We start from the raw sequence: 18,515 nt of genomic DNA, 5'->3' as shown, positions 1-18,515 counted from the left end.
TTGACTTCTTAAAAGAGTTTATACAAATCCGATGCGCGCCTTTTCCGTGATCTGCCATTTGTCACCCTGCAGCGTTAGTTGGCCAGGTGCAACCGTTTGGATACGGCTGTTGGGACCGCCGGGCTGATTTTCGTACAGACAGGCATCGCTCAGATACGAGTAAGGATCGCTCATGGCCAGTTGCTGCGATTCGGGCGATTGGCTAACGCGGAACGTGGCGGTAACGGGGTTGGTCAGATCAATTTCATACACTGTACCTCGTTCAGCGATTTCCAGCAAACCGGCCACACTAAATCCATTGCCAAGGTCGGCTGTGCGGGCAAATAATTTTGTGGGCGGAGCAGATGGCGCGGGCGCAGGCGGTACAGCAGGCGATCCGGCATTTCCGGTATCTACCACGCCCGGCTGCTGCGATGATACCGGGAACGTACCTGAACCGCCCAACTGAGAGGGCGGTGGTGGAACAACGGGCGTAGTACGAAGCCCCCCCCCTTGCGACTGACCAGGGAACGTACCTGAACCGCTCGCCTGAGCAGGCTGCGCAGGAACAGATGGCTGTGTTGGAATTACCGGGTTAGCCGGATTACCATAACCAGTACGGGGCTGATTCCCTCCTTGCACAGGCATAGGGCCACGATCGGCAGGCGCGTCTGGACGACGCGGCGGTTCGGTCTGCGGCATCATGCCCCGATCAGCCGGGCCGCGATCGACTATAGGCTGAGTAGGCGACGGCCCTCGTTCAACAGGGCGGTTGGCCGGGCCAGCGGGTGCCGAGCCAACCAGTCTCTTTTCGGCGATCGTCAGGCGGTTGGCCAGTTCAGCCACCGTGTTACTGAGGCGGGTATTTTCGTCCTGTAAGCCAGCCAAGCGGGCATCTTCTTTATCTGAAGCAGTAGTGCCAGGGCCCCGCTGCCGCATCAATAGCAGGTAGCCCAGACCCAGCAGATTAAGCAGCGATAGCCAGAATGCCCACGTACCCAGCGACATTCCTGATGAAGCGGTGGTCTGTTCAGCCGATTCAGCAGTCGTTTCGCCTTCCTGCGACGCAGCGGCCTGTTCACTTACTGCTTTGTCGGGATCGGCCCCGCCCGCCAGCGCGGTCATTTTTGTCTGATACGCGGCAAATGAAGCCAGCTGAGTTCGGTGAACACGTTCGGTACCATTTGTTACACGCTTTAGCACGTAGCGACGCAGGCTGTCGAGTACGGCTCCTTCGCTGCTGAACGCATCGGCGGCAAACTCGTCATTCAGCATCATGCTATGCTTCTTGATGTCGTTAACCAGGCCATCTGCCTTTTTCAGATTATTAGCCTTAATAAAATCAGCCAGGTCACCGTAGGTCGTACAACCATCGCAAGCTGGCTTTTTAACGGTTCCGAATGTTTTCTGGTCTGTTGCCAGAAACTCAAGCGTAGCCTTGGCCATGCCAAACGTGCTGGTTTCGATACCCGTTGGCTCAGCGGCCGGTGCCGTTTGCGCCTTGGCCACAACAGAAAGTACCAGGAATAGAGCGATTGATGGGATTTTCATAGAGGTTAAGGGATTTTATCCCCCCTGCAGGGGGGATAAAGCTCAGGAGGCAATTTGCTTCGACAATTCGTACAAGGCATGCTTGAGTGGCAGGAAAAAGTACGTTTCCGATACGGCCTGATTAGGCTCCTGCTCCAGGCCGGTGCGAGCCAGCATGTAGCTATCGTATAACGCGCCACTCCGGGTTACGTCTGGACCAACCAAAAATGACAGGTACTGCTCGGGCGTTTGAATGTTGTGTTCGCTGAGGAAATACGCCACGTCCCGATCGGTAAGTGTCTTTTCCAGGAATGTTTTCACGTTAGTCAGTACCGAGTCGTGGAAAGCCCGGTCGCCGCTCACCTCACCAATTTTCGTCCGGCGATATTCGAACGGTGCGTTGATCACGTTCGAGGTAGCGGGCGGAGGAGTTGACCCATAACCAGACTGACTTTGCATCGGCGATCCCGGGTACGTTCCCCAGGTTGAAACAGGGGCTCCGAAACCAGTTGATTCCTGCGTAGGTGCCGCCTCGGCCGGCGATGGTAACGACTTCTGCTCAACAGGCGCATTACCCCAGTAGCAGGTTGTCTGCCGGCTGTTGTACTTGTCTTTTTCCATTGAGCTGGCGTTTTCGAAGAGCACTGCTCCGTTGGCCGTTGTCTCTTTCGGGTTTTCGCTCAGCACCACCTCAAAATCGGGCGGAACGGGTAGCGTGGTATAAGCCCGGAAAAGCATCTTCGTGAACTCGATCAGTCGCCGCGATGAGCCCAGCATTTTCAGATACTGGCTTCCCCGGCCCGTGAAGGTCAGGTAACGCGGCAAGCCCATCTGGTTCGCCTCGATCAGCTGCACCAGATGGTACACAATGGCCGAATAATGCAGGAACAGCACGATCCGCAACGCAGGTCGACCATCCACAATTGACTGCGTAAACTTGTAATGCGCATCATTACGGAACAGCAGGCTGACGATATCTTCGGCGCTCAGGTCATTATTGGCCAGGAACGTATCCAGAATCTGATCTTCCGGAGCCGGGGCCTGCGTCAGCGTCCGACGGTATTGCAGGTAGTTCAGGATGAAGCCGTTATCCTTCATGTGTGATGGATGCCCCTGCTGATTCAGGCCGCCGCCCCAGATATCGTACCCCGCAAACCGGAACGATGTATTCAGGTACTTATTCTGCTGCTTCATAAACAGCATGATATCAGCCGTACCACCACCAATATCTACGTTCACTGCGTCAGCAAAGGACTTTACGCCTTTTGTCACCAGGAAGAAGTGCGGCGCCAGCGATTCGGGAATCGGGTTTGGCCGGAAAAACTGTGTGGTTTTGAACACCCGACGGAACGCATTTTCCCACTCGGCAACCAGTTTATCCTCCGTATCGGCCTGCATACTGGTTGGGGCGAGCCACGTGATCTTAGTGTCGGTCAGATTACCCTGATTGAGCAGAATCTTGTTTCGCATCATCAACAGCAGTGTTTCGAAGAACGCCCGAACACGCGGCCGGTTCATCGGATCGCCGGGTTGGTTCTCGAATAGCCATTTCAGGTTCGTTACGTACCGGTTAACGCCCGTACTGCCATCTTCGAGGTCAATGTTGAACCCTAAATTGATCTTACTGAACAGGTTATCGCCGCTATCCGACGATCCGGTTTTCTCATACACCGTTGTCCGCAGGGGAAACGAGAAGGGCGAACCGTACTGACTTCCTACAATAGCCGGCATGAACTCGCGACGAATAAACCGCTCCATTTCGGGCAGGCTGCCATAGCTAACTGGTAAGCGATACCGGGCGTATGGCGTTTGAGCCTCATACCCATCATACGGCTTATTGAGCGTTACCATCTGTAGCTCATCGGCGTCGAGATTTACTTTATCGTCACTGATCGTCAGCGTTTTCGGGTCAGCATTACCGAGGTTCGTGTCTACGTAAGCTACGTGCGTGTTCGACGTACCGAAGTCGATGGCAAACGTAAACGGCTTGTAGCCCCGCTCGCTGATGATCGTGAATGTAGGCAACACCAGGCCGCGATAGGGTACGCCGTTGCGCTGTAGCTGTACTTCCATCAGGTCAAATGCCTGTGGTACTTTGTAATAATACGAAGCAGCCTGCGTCGGCCCCGATTTTGGCGTACGATGGTCGGGCGCTGGTACTACCAGCGGCTGATTATTTACCACCTGCGCAAACTGGAAGAACCGCACCGACCGACCAGCGTGGAAATTCGCGTCGTCTTTGCTGGCATCCAGCAGCATCACGTTATACTCATTCAACGCCTGCAATTGCGCGTCGGGCACGGTGATTTTATAGAACGGGAAACAGGCCAGGCCCGCCCGGAACTCGATCATAGTGTCGGGGTTGCCCAGATTGTACTCCTTACGGAACATCACCGTTCGGTTATTCTTCACCGGAATACTCAGCGACGCAATGATAACGCGCTCCATGCCCCGGTCTTCGGTCCGAAGGGTAAGCTGCTTGGCCAGATCCTCCATACGGAAGAAGCTAAAATACTCTTTCCGAACCGGTAACAGAAACTCCATATCGCCGGGTGTACCGGTGAAGAACCGTCCACTGTTGAGCTTATACGGCATCCTGATCAGAAAATCCTCCAGGAAATCGTCGGTCGTGACGAACGGGTATTTTACGTTATCAACACCCGGCAGGAAGCGCTCCGACAGCAGGAAACCACCGCCCAGATCGCGTTGCCGCATGATCACCGTATTGCTGTTCCAGTTCGTATTCTTCACGTACCGGCCGGCCACGTCCATACGCGAGGCCAGAGCCAGCGGTTTGCGTACGCCGGTAGCGGCACCATTGCTGGTTTCGCGGGTGTAGTAGTCTACCGTTGGCACCATCAGGAAATCGGAGCTCTCTTCGATGTCGTTCAACACATCGTCTTCGCGAACGCGATACAGCGGCATCCCCGGCAGTACCTGAAGCACCGACGTACTTTCGCCACGTACCTGAATTGGTTCGAAGTTGCTCAGCGTGACGCCCGCCGTCACGGGTGGCACCACGGCACTATCGAAGAATACACGGTAGAGATATTCCTTGAAACCGCCCGGCGGCATCAGGTTGTTGTACTGCTCATACCAGCGGCGCAGGTACGTAGTAAACCCTTCATCACGGGCACTCAGCGGCACATAATCGTTCTGGAACAGGGTCCGGCCCGTGCTGCTTTTTGGCGGATCGATAAATTTATTCTGGCGCTCCTGTTCCCAGTTGGGCGTAGTAAACACCAGCGTCAGCGGCGATGTACCGCCCAGCAACGCCCCTTTGTAATAAATCAGCGTTGTGGTCTGAACAGAGGCCAATTCATTCCGAAAATCGAGTTCCAGCGCTTTGGCCAGCACCTGATGCGGATGCCGCGCCAGGCCCATAGCACCGCCGCCCCCCGTTGCCGACGCCAGCTTACCCAGCCGTTCGCTCCGGTTCCAGAGTTTGTAGGTCAGATCATCGGAGTTACCTGCCTGAAACAACAGTTCGAGCAGGTCGAGCGTATGGGACACCAGCACATGGTACATGCTCAACTCAGCGGGCTGGAGGTTGTTCTTCACCATCCGGAACGCCGTATCGAACAGGTACAATCGGGCAAACGGCGACGGGATAGACGTACCTGCCTTGGCCGCCGATCCCGCAGCGCCACCAGCGGCAGCAGTCAGCGTATCGGGAATATGTTCAATGCGGTTGCCCGTCAGGCCCGCCGGACTGCCCGTCCAGCCGTTATGATTCTGCTGGCTAACATTCGGGTCGGTATCTATGCGAAGGATGTGAGGCATCTTTTTCAGTTTACTGTTTGCCGTTTACTGTTTTCAGTTGCTCCGTTATCACCCGAAACGTGCATGATGCAACGCAACAGAAAACGGCAAACTGCAAACAGTAAACTGTGTTTTTACGCGTCGGCCAGCTGACGATTCAGCGGGCCTAGTTTTTCAATACTCTTATCGGCAATCTCCATCAGAAGTTGCATGAAGCGGGCTTCATTGGTAGGGTAAGCGGCCTTCAGGCTGTTTTGCGCTTTACCTGCCGCTTCCTGCAGAAAGCCTTCACTAATGCCTTTGCTGAAGAAACTTGTCTCAATTCGTTTCGACCGGATCAGGCCATTAAAATCGCTATCCAGATCAAACGGGGCAAAGCTGCGGTCATTCACGGCCAATTCGCGAAGCCACGTTTTGTAGGCATTGATGAAGTTATCAAGCGAGGTATAGAACGTACCTGAACGCAGCGTTTGCGGCAGGCTCAATTCTTTGGAAAAGGCTTCGCCGAGGTTATTCGGCACAAAATCGGTATAGAATTTAGCCGCGTAGGTAAACCGAACCAGTGGCTCTAACAGATTCTGATAGGTTACATCGCCAAAGTGCGCCAGATCAAGGCTACGGTCATTGCGGCGCAGGCCATATTCGAGGTAGCGTTTATCACTGCTGAACTCACCAGGGCCACGACGGGCAAAATCGAGCACAGCTTCGGCAGCCAGCATCTCTACCACATGAGCGTTGTTGGCCTGCTTGGCCCCACCCTCCACGTTCGGATATAGTTTGGCACCGGGGCGGTCGCCAATGTAATACAGCGCGTCGAGGTCGATCTGACTCTGATAGTACGACAAGGCCGCTTTCGTTTTCGACAGGAAACGGTTTTGATCAATAGCGCTCTGGCTATTTTCTTCCAGCGCAAAATAGGGCATCACCGTAACGGCACCTTTTTTGGCGTTGCGAATCGGCATTTTCTGACTAGGGTGTTGCAACAGCTTCACCAGTTGTGGAAAACCTGCCGAACCCGTTCCGCCGAAGATAGAGCTGATCACGAAGATCCGGTCGGTCTGGTCATTGAATGCGCTGATGAAGTACTTGTACACCGGCGAATCTTCTAGCGCATTGAATACCACACTACCGATGTTCGGATTACCTTTAAAGCCAACCGAGAGGTTCAGCTTTAGCTCTGCGTTGGTTGGTTTCGCGGAATTATCGTACAGCAGTTTCAGGAATTCACGGTCAATTTCCTCCATACTGCTCACGTTCAGAAATTCTTCGAACGTACCCTGATGGTCGGTCAGTTTGGGCAGCACTGAATCACCGATCTGTTGCTGGGCATTCTCGGCCTGCAACGTACCCAGCGGCTGTAGTGATGTGCCGAAAAATGGCCGTTTCCCATTACGATCCTGCGGCCCATTCGGGTAGCCGACCGTTCGTAGGCTGCGGTACAGTTCTACCAGCCGTAGTGCGCGTTCGGTGTCGCCGTTCTGCATATCCATATCCAGCAGAATCGGGATAATCGTCAGATCATTGGGTACGTTGGCACCCGAAGCCAGCAACATCGTTAGTGACCGCAACACACGGGCACCCGTACCACCAATACCAAAAAGGAAGAGTTTCATAAAAATATGTTGGTCTGTCCTCTGTCTTCCGTCTTCTGTTTCCCTGCTAATGAAACTGGTCGTTACTCGGCAGAGCAACAGAAGACGGAAGACAGGAGACAGACCAACTGTTTAGAATGGCGTTCTCTTGGCGAAGATGGATGCGTTCTTCAACGCCAGGGAAAACAGAAAAAACAAGACAGCCGCCAGCAACACATTGACCCCGCCGAAGCCAGTCATGTACGAATCGGCATCATCGGCACCAGTGCGGTCTTTAGCATACCAGACAGCATAGGCATAGGCAAAGATTAACGTACCTACAAGGGCAATGGCCCAGTGAAGTATACGATGAAACACGGGTTTCCAACGCCCAAGCGCCACATAAAAGACTACAGCTACGCCAAGAACCACAAGCAGGGTCATGGTACCAACCGGCGTAAAGATTTCGTCAACGTAGATCGGGTCGTTATTCTGACCAAGGAAGAGTTCGTAGATGGATGTGAACATGGAAAGGAATTAAGAGTGAAGAGTGAAGAATTAAGAGTTGCTCCGCTTAAGTAGCCTCTCGCCTGCCAGCAAAGCAACTCTTAATTCTTCACTCTTCACTTATTTAGACAGTTTAATACTCATTGAGGCGAATTCGTTGCCGTTTGTCTGATACGCTTCACGGACGCCGGTCATCAGGTGTTCGAGCGCGAAGGTTTTATTTCGTCTTCCCTCAGCCGACCGATCATCCATCGTAGACCAGTCAATGTACCAGGAATCAAACCGAACGGGGAGTTTCAGGGTCATCGTGGCTTCGTCGGCAAACAAAGTAGAAACGCGGAAGGTAAGCACGTGCGTATTCTGGCTTAGTAGTTTTTGTTCCCGATCGCTCATACGGCCCGTTTCAACGGCGGCTTTACGCTGCACTTTCACCAATTTGATTTCGCCATTATCCACGGCTGTAGCCAGGTTTTTTTGCAGGTATGCCTCGGCTTGTGCATAGTCGGGCAGACCAGCCAGATTCAGGCCAATGGCAAATTCGATGGGCTTGGCTTTTCGGCCCATCTCAATGTTGATCAGGTTGTTACGCTCGGCCCGCCACTCGCCACTTTTGTTCAGGCCAAAGAACAGGTCATACTGTTTTAACGCACCCGCCGCACCGAAGTCAAGCCGCTTGGCCGGCGTGGTCGACAGGCTTTCCAGCAATTGCTGCGTGAATGGCCCGATCAGGCTTTGTTTGCCGATGATCCAAACGTAGAACGGTCTGGCTTCGCCCTTCAACGCCTGTTTCTGATTCTGATAGGTATAGTATGTGCCATTAAACGGCGACGTATAGGCCAGTACGGTAGCGCCAATACCCTGCTTATTGAAGGTGGCAAACTGGTCATAAATGCTGTTCTTCAACGTGCTTGATGCATCGTTGCGGTTTACCTCCGGATTGCGCTTGATGTCGGCATCGGGAAACGACAGAATACAATCTGAGACAAAGACAGCTACGTTGTTGCCCTTTGCCTTCTCGCCTACCTGTTTGAAAATTTGGTGCAATTCTGAGCTTTTGCCCGTTGCCAGCGGCGTGGTCGCCATCTGCGCAACAAAGGTGTTTATATCACCGCTAACCGGCTCTGGTTTGCCCGAAATCGTGTAGAGCGAGACCGGCTTAATCTGATTGGCCTTCGTGACTACATCGGCTACTACGTCTTTGAAAGTGGTGCCGCCTTTCAGATAACCACCCATACTGGCCGATGTTTCCAGAAAAAAATGGATGTTGCCAATCGACTCTGCTTTTGTCGGTGCCGTTACCTCATCTTTAGTTGCCCGCTTCTTCCCGCCGCCGCAAGACGTAACAGTTAGAGCAATCAGCAAAAAAAACAGAGAATTTCGTGTGTGTAAGGTCATGGGTACGTATTTATGGTCAACAGGTCAGTAGTCAACGTTGGGTTGGCTACGCATATTCTTTACAGATAGCACAACGTTGACGACCGACCCTTGCAGGTTGAACTCATTTAGAGCGATAAGGTAAGATGTAAACGGCAAAACCTAGTGTTAGCAGCGCGTAGGCATACCAACCGGTCGCATCATCAGCCTCGAAACCATCGAATGTTTGGCCAACGTAGGCGAACAGAGAAGACCAGACGACGAGCCAGAAGGTCCAGCGAATTCGGCGGCGGCTTCCGGCTGAACTCATGAAGAAAACGGCTTCGAGTACCAGCAATATCGAGGCAGTCATACCAAATATTGATTCGAGCAGGCGGGGGTTTGGGCTGGCATACCCGCTCTGTTCACCACCCGACAACATCAACAGGATCAATGCGCCGATGGCCAGTACGGCCCCGATCCAGCCAATGTTCCGTCCTGAACGTACCTGAGTGGCTACCGGCGCGCTGGCAGGCTGCATAGTGGGTCGCTGTGGCGGGCGTATCGGCAGGCTGGCATCCTGTTGGCTACCGCCGGTATCAACCAGCACGCCGTTTCGTAGAGCCACAGGCTGACCGGCGGCAACGCGTCCCTGACTAACCACTTCATCGAGCCGGAAATACTGCACTTGCCCTGCCTCGGTCCTGAGTAAACCACATTGAGTGAGAGGGTCGTAATGAATAATGGTACCGTGCATAAAAAAAGTTTACGGTTTGCCGTTTACAGTTTTTTGTTACGCTGCCTCGGCACATCTCGCTAAATTAGCAACGCAACAGAAGACTGTAAACGGCAAACAGTAAACTGCTTTTATTCGTCCTCCTTCTTCGCTTTTTGCTTATTCGGATCGCGCTTAGTGACTAGATCGCCCGGTTTTAACTTTTTGGAAACCGCCAGAAAAGGACCCGAAATTACCTGATCACCGGGTTTCAGGCCAGACACAATCTCAATATTCTCGAAATCACTGATGCCCGTTTTCACTTCACGTTGAGCAGCCTTCCCGTTTTCTGAAACGAAGACAATTTCTTTGATTGCCGCTTTCTTGGCCGTGGCTTTGGTATCGTTGGCGGCATTATTGTCTGATGGCTTCACATCCACAATCTTTGTGCTGTCGGCACGGGTGGTCACAGCGGCGATGGGCACCGCCAACACGCCTGATTTACGGTCGGTAATGACTTCGACGGAAGCCGTCATCCCCGGCTTGAACGGAAACCCTTTGCTACCCAGTTTCTGCGACAGATCAGTGTACGAACTGTTCAGAATCTTGATTTTAACTTCGAACTCGGTCACGGCATCGGTTGATATAGCCGATGAAGCGCCCGAACTGCCAGCCAGCCCGTTGGCCGTGTTAGCTACTTCTGTAACAATACCCTTGAATTTCTTTCCCGCCGTTGTGTATGAGTCTACCTCAATATCGGCAGTATCGCCCAGCGTTACGCGGACGATATCGTTTTCATTCACGTTGACACGTACCTCCATGTTGTTGAGGTTGGCCAGACGCATAATTTCTGTACCGGCCATCTGCGACGTACCTACTACGCGTTCCCCCTGTTCAACGTTCAGCTTCGAAACCGTACCATTAACAGGCGAATAAATGGTGGTTTTTCGCAGGTTCTCTTTAGCATCGCGCAGGCTGGCCTGGGCACTCTGAATGCTGAACTGCGCCGCCCGAACGTTGGCTTTCTGCGCTTCGATATCCTGTCTGGCCACGTTATAGTTAGCCTCTGACGTTTCGAAGTCAGCTTGAGAGATTACTTTATCGGCCAGCAATTTCCGGCTCCGTTCATAATCCGCTTTGGTGCGAATCAGCCGGGCTTCGGCCTGCAGCACGCCCGCTTTCGATTGTTCCAGTTGCGCTTTGCTCTGATTCACGGTAGCTTCAGCGCGAGCCGAAAACGATTCATAGTTATCAGGGCGAATACGGCACAAGAGCTGCCCCGCTTTGACGGGATCGCCTTCTTTCACATACATGGCAATGATTTCTCCCGACACGTCCGGGCTGATTTTTACCTCAATTTCAGGCTGCACCCGGCCCGACGCGCTCACCCGTTCGATGATGTCGGTTCGTTGCGCAGTGGCAAAATCAACGTCGGTAGTGGCTGGCTTCCCGATAATTCCGGCTTGTTTGGCGGCTACCAGACCACCCACTAACAAAACGGCTGCGATGCCCAGTATCCACCAGAGGCGGTTCGATTTATTTTTCATGTGAAGGAAGGGTCGTAAGTGCCCGGTCGGAAAAAGTCGTAAGTCGCGTTGCTCTTGAACCGACACTGCGCATCTGCAGCACGGCTTATGACCCGGCACTTACAACTTTTAGTCAAAAGTGAGTGGCTTGTTCTGGTAAAAGTCTAAGATCTTGGTGCGGAAAACGTAATCGTATTTAGCCTGCACCAGACTGGCGCGGGCCCGGTCGAGGTTGCCTTTTGCCACGTTGTAATCCGTTGAGTTCAGCGCACCGGCATTGAACCGGCTTTCTGACGCCTGGAAAGCACGAGCCAGTTGCGCCACCTGTGCTGCCGTGGCCCGGTACCGGTTCGACGACGCTTTCAGGTTAGTGTATGCCGTTTCGATAGTCTGCCGGAGTTGCAACCGTGTATTCGCTGCCGCAACCTCTGAATTCTGCTGTTGCAACGAGGCGCTCAGAATACGTGTGCGGGCTTGAGAGCGGTTGAAGATCGGAATTTGCAACTGTAAGTTTACCGACCGGTTCAGGTTGTTGCCCAGTTGCTCGCCAAAGGTGTAATTCTCGCCGCGGTAGTTGGGATTCACGATGGTTATCGTCTGCGGGATGCCATTAAACAGAATGGTTTGATCTACCTGCGTTGTCCCATCAGCAATCAGTTTCTGCCGACCTACGTTCGAGTAAAGCGTATTCACGTTCCCATTCAATGTCAGGCTAGGCAGCAGGTTAGCACGAGCTACCTGTACACCAACAGCATCGCTACGTACCCGGAGGTCGGCCGCTTTAATGTCGGGCACAAACTCCTGAGCGATGTCATATACCTGCTGCGTCGTTGCGTTGTAAGGGTCGAGTGTTGGGTCGGGAACGGTGATCGGCTGCACATCGAACCCGTTGGTAGTTGGCCCGCCCGCAGGTACGTTCATGGCCTGCAACAAAGCCAGTTTAGCCAGGTCAATATTATTCTGAGCGTTCACGATGGCCAGTTCATCATTGGCAATCTGCGCCCGGATGTCGAACAGGTTGGCCTCTGGCAATGATCCGGCGTTGACGAGTCGTTGCGTACGATCCAGTTGTGCCTGCGATACCTCTACCTGGCGTTGTGCCACCACCAGTTGCTCCTGGCCCGTCAGCACGTTCAGGTAATTCTGCACGACGGTCAGCGTCACGTTGTTTTCCGTGGCCTTCACCGACGCTTCGTTCGACTGGCGAAGTAAATCATTCTGCCGAATCGTATTCTGCAACAGACCGCCATTATAGACCGTCACCTGAGCCGTTGCCTGAAAGTTATTCGAGAGCACTCCCTGATCAACGAAAGCGTTGGTAGCCGGGTTGATGTTCCGGCCTGAGTTGTACCCCTGGCTCAGAAAAGCGCCCACGTTGGGTAGTCGGTTCAGCCGCGCCTGCCGGAGCTGCGCTTCAGAATTTTGCAGTTGTAACTGGCTTTGGCGAATTGTCAGGTTATTAGCCAGCGCGATATCAATGCATTGTTGCAGCCCCAGCCGTTGCGGAACAGCCTGCCCTGTACCGGGAGCAACGGTTGGTTGAGTTGGCGCGGGCGTTGTTGCAGCGGGCGGTCCTCCTACTGTTGTCTGGGCCAAACCTGTTGTTGACAGGCCAACTGACAGAAGACAAGCGGCCAATCCGCCAGACAGGCCCATGCGTATGACGGGCAATCGAAACATAATCATGAGCAGTTAGATAGGTCAATGTTACACGCTTACTTTTGGCACGACCACCGATTTGGGATAAACGGTGGAAAATCGCCATGAATCTGGTTTATAACTCGGATATACTTCCAGAGGCTACATTTAGCCTCCCCCCCACCGACCGGGCTTTTCAGTACGGCGATGGCCTGTTTGAGACAATTCGGTATGAAGCTGGTAAGGTCTTGTTCTGGCCCGACCATTATGAGCGGCTCAGGCACGGAATGGAAGCGCTCTATCTGAACGTACCTGACGGTTTCAGCACCCAGCGACTCCACGACCTCATTCTCGCACTGATTCAGCAAAACGAGCTGAATCGCGGGCCGGTCCGCATCAAGCTACAGGTATGGCGGCAACCTGGTGGTCTGTACACGCCAGCTACCCATGCTGCCAACTGGCTATTGACCACGAAACCGGGTCAGCCATTTTCGCTTACGGATAAGCCTCGGCTGGGCATCTTTCGCGATATTCGTCTCTCGCCTTCGCGTCTGTCAGTGTTTAAAACGCTTAATGCGCTGCCCTACGTGATGGCAGGTCTGTACCGACAGCAGCACGATTTCGACGACGTTATACTGCTGGATACGAATGGGCATCTGGCCGAGTGTATAGCGTCGAACCTGTTCTGGCTGAAAGGTCATCAGTTATATACGCCATCGCTCGAATCGGGTTGCATCAACGGCATTATCCGGCGTCAGTTACTACGTACCTGGCCCGTACAGGAAGGCTTATTTCAGCCTGACGTACTGGAATCGGCCGACGTAGTTTTCTGCACCAACGTGAGCGGCATACAAACCTTGCTGGGTACGTTGCCTGAGCACCTGACAGCAACTTTACGCAGATTAGCTGATGGTACGCAGAATCTTTAACCAATACGCGTACCATCAAGCCTACTCAAACTGATGCGGGTTCTGCTTCCAGCCAGCCATCTTTCAGGCGAAGCACGCGGGTACCGTATTCAGCATTTGCTTCTGAGTGCGTTACCTGCACAATCGTGACTCCGTCTTTCTGGTTAAGTTCCCGGAACAATTCCATGATCTCAGCGGCCTGCGCTGAATGGAGGTTACCCGTTGGTTCGTCGGCGAAGATCACTTTTGGTTGCGCTACAATGGCCCGCGCAATACCGACCAGTTGCTGCTGCCCGCCTGATAGCTGACTGGGGAACAAATCTTTTTTCGCCACAATGTTGAAGCGGTCCAGCACATCGGCTACGCGGCTTTTTCGTTCGTTACTCGGTACGCCTTTGTACAGCAATGGCGTTTCAATGTTTTCGTAAACGGTCAGTTCATCAATGAGGTGGTAGGCCTGGAAGACAAAGCCAATGTGACTGCGGTGCAGTTCAGTGCGTCGCTTCTCCGACAATTTCTGAACGGGCTCATCCAGAAAACGGTATTCCCCCTCCGAAGGCTCTTCCAGCATACCCAGAATATGGAGCAGGGTACTCTTACCCGAACCGCTCGGCCCCATAATCGAAACAAACTCGCCTGCTTCGATAGTCAGGTTGATAGTACGGAGTACGTAGGTACGTCCGAACCCCGCCGGATAGTACTTTGACACGTTCGAGAGCTGAATCATAATTGGTTATATTTGACAAGGTTAAACGCTAAGATTATGTATTATCCAAAGTTCGATGGTCCGCTCTTTTTGAATGATGACATGGGTACCTACGCCCCCCGGGTGCATCAGCGTATCCTCTCTAAGCTTGACTCAGGTTTAAGATGGCTTTTCGAGAAAGAGAAAAAGATCAATTTGGAGCCATTACCAGAAACAATGGTTAACGAAGACGAAACCAGCCCTACACCTGATCTTGTCCTTGTTGATCCGGACACAGAACTTATTCGTGTCGTGATCGAGATTTGCCACACAGTAGGACTGAAAGGCGATATACGAAAGGTTGTGAATTTGTTAGACAACAATTTATATGATATTCAGGAAGGATTCATTTATGATTACAAGACCGGCAAATGGTATCGTTACAAAGCCAACACCGGCGGACTGGTCGAAGAATCATCCTGGTCTGACGTACTAGTGTTAGACCTAAACGCATTTCTCCTTCCCTAACATACCCCTCAACACGAGGTCAATCGCCGTGCCATTGCACAGAAAAGGCCCAAATCGCTCGATTTGGGCCTTTTCTACTTTCTCTATCGTCCGCAATCGGACAGCAGGCGGACAGAAAAAAGATTTTGGATTGAGGATCTCAGATTTCGAATTGGTTGCTTACGCACGGGTTTGCCTTAGCGTAAGCAACCAATCCGAAATCCGAGATCCCCAATCCAAAATCCCATTAGTTTTGATTCACGTAGACGCTGCCTGAGTTGGCGGTAAGGCGAACGGGAATACCTCCGCCATTCATTTTACCAACGATCCGGTCTTTTTCAGCTGATCCGTTGAAGTTGGTCAGCGGTGCGCTCACCCGATTCCCACTCAGGTCAAGGTCCATCCCTTTGTTCATTGGCATGTTTACCCGCACGCTACCGGCCGATGTTTCCAGCTTCACGAATTTGTCAACGCGGCTCATGGCTACTTCTACGCTACCAGCGCTAGTCTCGGCGTCGATGCTGCCAGCCATGCTCCGGATTCGAATGCTACCGCCCGACGTACTGGTGACCAACTCACCGTCGATACCATCGCCGTTGATGCTACCGCCCGATGTTTTCGCTTTGATCACTCCATTCAGGCCAGTAAGCCGGATACTACCGCCCGACGTATTCAGATTGATCGTGCCATCTGAATTAGCGGCGTCAATACTACCGCCTGACGTTTCCAGATCGATCTGGTTATGGCAATCGGTTAGTTTGATACTCCCCCCCGATGTATTGCCTTCGATATCACCTTTCAGATCAGCCAGCTGAATGCTACCTCCCGAGGTATTGAACCGTTGCTGACCAGCCAGATGGCTCATTTTAATGCTACCGCCCGACGTGCTGATATTGGTTGTTATGGTGCGGGGTGTATAAAATTTAAAGCTGATACTCAGCCCTTTCTTCCAGTTCCAGTTGCCATTTTTCTGCTTGGCCGTCGCTACTAGCGTGTTCCCCTCCTGCCGGATCACGATATCGTAATTGGCCAGGCGTTCTTCGATCTCATCCTTACTGAGTTCGTCTTTACCGTTCCAGTTGTTTGAGTGCACATACATTTCTACGCGCGCCTCAGATCCACTGCCACCTTCAACCAGCAAACTTCCGCCCGATGTTTGCGACCGTAAAGCACTGATTCCTTTGAAGGTCTGCGTTTTATAAGGTGTTTCATCCAAACTATTGATCTGGATAGTTGCCTTCTCAGTCGAGAATGCTGTCATCGTTAACATGGCGGTAACAACCAGCGCCGAAGCGAGCAGGGTAGCAGATGCAGTTTTCATAAAGTAGTACCGGTTATAACTGAGTTTCACAAGAGATGCATATTAAGCTACCGACGTTGCACAGGTACGTTCAGCAGCATAGTTCTTCCTGCAAGCATTATTATGCCAAACTAATATACTCTTAACTATCAACATGTTAAGCATAAAGCTAAAGTCCGAAAACGGACAATTACTTTTCACACCGGACAACGTCTATAGGGTTCAAAACTTCGCCATACACTATGAGCTATTCGATCAGCAAAACCTTTCGCCACAGAGCATTCTGTTTCTTCGGGCTGCTTTCACTTGCCACAACCCCACTATTTGCGCAGAAAAGCGATACAGTGGCCATACGTACATCAGTTAACCAGAGAGGTCTGGTTATTGGTCTGAACGCTGGCCTTAATCAGTTATATGGGGATTTGTCGAGTGCCAATGTTCGTCCCACCGTTGGACTTCTGATAGCGTATCCGCTTGGCCATGTTGTGAGCCTGAACCTCCTGGGCGATCTGGGTACGTTAAGTGCTCAGCAAGCGTCGTTCTATAATTCAATTGCCAAAGTATGGTATGCGCAGGCTGCTTTTGGAGGTTCTGTAAACCTCACAAACCTATTTCGGTCAAAAAGCCAGCGTACAACTTCATCAGCGCAAAATAGCCTTTCCGTCTATCTGGCGGCGGGGCTTATCTCGTTCAATGCCACAGCCTACTCACTGACTACTGACCAGGTGCAGCGGTACACAAATGGCGCGGGCAGTCACAGAACCAAATCAGACAACATAACGGCAGTCGGCAGCGCAGGAGTTACCACTACACACGAGATAGTGATCCCTATTGGCCTTCGATATAACCGACAGTTGAGCAAAGCTGTAACCCTATACGGCGACTTACGGTACAATTTCTTCAGCACCGACAAACTCGATGCAACGGTTGACAATGACAACACAACCCTGAGTACGCCTAACGGAGGCTATATATATGGTAAACTCAACGATAACAACAGCCGAGATTCGTGGGCATCACTATCAGTCGGGCTAGCTTATCAAGTTGGCAGGAACCGCAGGCAGTAGCTACCGCCTACCCGGAAGGGATTAATATCTGTCATTTTTTATGGCGGTTAACTACTTCACAATGAATTGCTTCACCGTCTGTATAATTTTTTTGCCTTATTTTTTTCGGCCATACCCTTGACAGCATGCCCTCAATAGACTACTTTTGCATCATCAAATCACAGATAGCTATCTGGATCAGATAAAACGCGAAAGTAGCTCAGCTGGTAGAGCGCGACCTTGCCAAGGTCGAGGTCGCGGGTTCGAACCCCGTCTTTCGCTCCACGAAAAAAGCACCTTTAAACGGTGCTTTTTTCGTAAACGCCGGGATGGTGGAATCGGTAGACACGCCGGACTTAAAATCCTGTGGGCCTCAAGCCCGTGCGGGTTCGACTCCCGCTCCTGGTACAAGATCCTCTAACAAGGGTTAACAAAACACTAACAAAAGCGCTGATATTCAGCGCTTTTGTTGTTTTAGCCCATTTCTACTTTCCCTTACTTGGATGTTGGTTTGCGTTATTTTGTTACTCTATCTATTCTATCGTCTGTATATCCACAAATGGAATACAAAGGCAAGTCAGGGCAATAGGATATGACGATCAAGCTCAAAAAGAAACCATTGTCGACAGGTAAGCTTAGCCTTTACCTCGACAGTTGGGATGGTGAGCAGAGACAGTATGAGTTTCTAAAACTCTACCTATATCCGCGCCCTAAAGATCCTTTAGAGAAAGAGCATAATAGCTCACGCTCAAGACCGCAGAGAACATTCGGGCTAAGCGTGAGCTATTGGCCGCCTCCGATGACAACGGCATTACCCCCGCTTTTAAAAATAAGGGTAACTTCTATGAGTATTTTGAAACTTACATCAAAGGATACTTGAAGAAAGACGTACGTATGTTCGGGGACTCTCTTAAATACCTAAAAGAGTACGCCCAAACAGATTATCTGGCCACTAAAGCCGTTACCGAGCAGTTTTGTAAAGGTTTCAGGGAGTTCATGGATAATCACCCTAACCTCAATGGGGAAACGCCTTATGACTTCTCCGCCAAATTCAAGAAGGTAATCGAACAGGCAGTTCGCGATAAGTTATTCATCGTTAGCCCTGCTTAGGACGTTCAGAACAAGCGTGTAGATAAAGTAGTAGCTAAAGATATCTTGACCATTGAAGAGCTTCAACTACTTGCAAAAACGCATTGTGGCAATGATACCGTAAAGCGGGCCTTTCTCTTTGCCTGTAATACGGGCTTACGGTGGTGCGATATGAAGGTGTTGCAATGGCGGCACGTTCACGGTGGGGCTATACAGTTGACACAACAGAAGACAGGTAAGCCGGTAATTATCAACCTCAACCCAACAGCTCTGCGGCTTATAGGGATGCCTGGTAAAGGTGAAGAACTCATTTTTTACAAGCCCATTTACGACCTATTACGGTTTGTATGTCAGTGTATGTCAAACTACTTTTCAGGCCATACAAGCAGCGAAATCGCT

The 18,515-nt window shown here is 51.8% G+C and carries 15 protein-coding genes and 2 tRNA genes; 7 read left to right on the top strand and 10 right to left on the bottom strand.

Annotated elements, in window-relative coordinates; genetic code table 11:
- Positions 1-18 precede the first annotated feature (18 nt).
- From J2I46_RS06440 to J2I46_RS06405, 8 genes are all read right to left on the bottom strand, one after another.
- Positions 19-1,530: a hypothetical protein gene (locus J2I46_RS06440; RefSeq protein ID WP_207328174.1), complete on the bottom strand. Its 1,512-nt coding sequence runs from the start codon at positions 1,528-1,530 to the stop codon at positions 19-21.
- Positions 1,531-1,572: 42 nt separating this feature from the next.
- Positions 1,573-5,292, bottom strand: coding sequence for a hypothetical protein (locus J2I46_RS06435; protein ID WP_207328173.1), 3,720 nt, complete (start codon positions 5,290-5,292; stop codon positions 1,573-1,575).
- A gap of 113 nt (positions 5,293-5,405) precedes the next feature.
- On the bottom strand, positions 5,406-6,884 hold the full coding sequence (locus J2I46_RS06430; protein ID WP_207328172.1) for an FtsZ/tubulin family protein: 1,479 nt from the start codon (positions 6,882-6,884) through the stop codon (positions 5,406-5,408).
- Between the two features lie 111 nt (positions 6,885-6,995).
- Positions 6,996-7,370: a hypothetical protein gene (locus tag J2I46_RS06425; RefSeq protein WP_207328171.1), complete on the bottom strand. Its 375-nt coding sequence runs from the start codon at positions 7,368-7,370 to the stop codon at positions 6,996-6,998.
- A 99-nt stretch (positions 7,371-7,469) separates the two neighbouring features.
- On the bottom strand, positions 7,470-8,744 hold the full coding sequence (locus tag J2I46_RS06420) for a hypothetical protein (RefSeq protein ID WP_207328170.1): 1,275 nt from the start codon (positions 8,742-8,744) through the stop codon (positions 7,470-7,472).
- Between the two features lie 103 nt (positions 8,745-8,847).
- Complete coding sequence (locus J2I46_RS06415) at positions 8,848-9,459, bottom strand: hypothetical protein (RefSeq protein ID WP_207328169.1); 612 nt, start codon at positions 9,457-9,459, stop codon at positions 8,848-8,850.
- A gap of 110 nt (positions 9,460-9,569) precedes the next feature.
- Positions 9,570-10,964 carry an efflux RND transporter periplasmic adaptor subunit gene (locus J2I46_RS06410; RefSeq protein WP_207328168.1) on the bottom strand — a complete coding sequence of 465 codons (1,395 nt, stop codon included), beginning with the start codon at positions 10,962-10,964 and terminating at the stop codon, positions 9,570-9,572.
- 108 nt (positions 10,965-11,072) lie between these two features.
- On the bottom strand, positions 11,073-12,629 hold the full coding sequence (locus J2I46_RS06405) for a TolC family protein (RefSeq protein ID WP_229379637.1): 1,557 nt from the start codon (positions 12,627-12,629) through the stop codon (positions 11,073-11,075).
- Between the two features lie 77 nt (positions 12,630-12,706).
- Between J2I46_RS06405 and J2I46_RS06400 the strand changes: the two genes are divergently transcribed.
- The gene (locus J2I46_RS06400; protein WP_207328167.1) at positions 12,707-13,510 is read left to right on the top strand and encodes an aminotransferase class IV; all 804 of its coding nucleotides are present in this window, start codon (positions 12,707-12,709) and stop codon (positions 13,508-13,510) included.
- A 25-nt stretch (positions 13,511-13,535) separates the two neighbouring features.
- On the opposite strand, the gene J2I46_RS06395 is transcribed toward J2I46_RS06400, so the two are convergent.
- Entirely contained in the window at positions 13,536-14,216 is a 681-nt protein-coding gene (locus J2I46_RS06395; protein WP_207328166.1) for an ABC transporter ATP-binding protein, read from the bottom strand.
- Positions 14,217-14,252: 36 nt separating this feature from the next.
- Between J2I46_RS06395 and J2I46_RS06390 the strand changes: the two genes are divergently transcribed.
- Positions 14,253-14,702 carry a hypothetical protein gene (locus J2I46_RS06390; RefSeq protein ID WP_207328165.1) on the top strand — a complete coding sequence of 150 codons (450 nt, stop codon included), beginning with the start codon at positions 14,253-14,255 and terminating at the stop codon, positions 14,700-14,702.
- Between the two features lie 226 nt (positions 14,703-14,928).
- On the opposite strand, the gene J2I46_RS06385 is transcribed toward J2I46_RS06390, so the two are convergent.
- Complete coding sequence (locus tag J2I46_RS06385) at positions 14,929-16,002, bottom strand: DUF4097 family beta strand repeat-containing protein (RefSeq protein WP_229379636.1); 1,074 nt, start codon at positions 16,000-16,002, stop codon at positions 14,929-14,931.
- Between the two features lie 221 nt (positions 16,003-16,223).
- Between J2I46_RS06385 and J2I46_RS06380 the strand changes: the two genes are divergently transcribed.
- The 5 genes from J2I46_RS06380 (at position 16,224) to J2I46_RS06360 (ending at position 18,137) form a co-directional block, all read left to right on the top strand.
- Positions 16,224-17,048: a hypothetical protein gene (locus tag J2I46_RS06380; RefSeq protein WP_207328164.1), complete on the top strand. Its 825-nt coding sequence runs from the start codon at positions 16,224-16,226 to the stop codon at positions 17,046-17,048.
- Between the two features lie 188 nt (positions 17,049-17,236).
- Positions 17,237-17,312: transfer RNA gene (locus J2I46_RS06375), tRNA-Gly, on the top strand.
- Positions 17,313-17,350: 38 nt separating this feature from the next.
- Positions 17,351-17,435 (top strand) — tRNA-Leu (locus tag J2I46_RS06370).
- A gap of 184 nt (positions 17,436-17,619) precedes the next feature.
- Entirely contained in the window at positions 17,620-17,907 is a 288-nt protein-coding gene (locus J2I46_RS33475) for an Arm DNA-binding domain-containing protein (RefSeq protein WP_207328163.1), read from the top strand.
- Positions 17,814-18,137 carry a phage integrase SAM-like domain-containing protein gene (locus J2I46_RS06360; RefSeq protein ID WP_229379635.1) on the top strand — a complete coding sequence of 108 codons (324 nt, stop codon included), beginning with the start codon at positions 17,814-17,816 and terminating at the stop codon, positions 18,135-18,137. The genes J2I46_RS33475 and J2I46_RS06360 overlap by 94 nt, the downstream gene beginning before the upstream one ends.
- Positions 18,138-18,515: the final 378 nt, after the last annotated feature.

Origin of the sequence: Fibrella forsythiae (assembly GCF_017353175.1) — a bacterium.
GTDB classification, from domain to species: Bacteria; Bacteroidota; Bacteroidia; order Cytophagales; family Spirosomataceae; genus Fibrella; species Fibrella forsythiae.
This window is presented reverse-complemented; position numbering and strand designations above follow the sequence as displayed.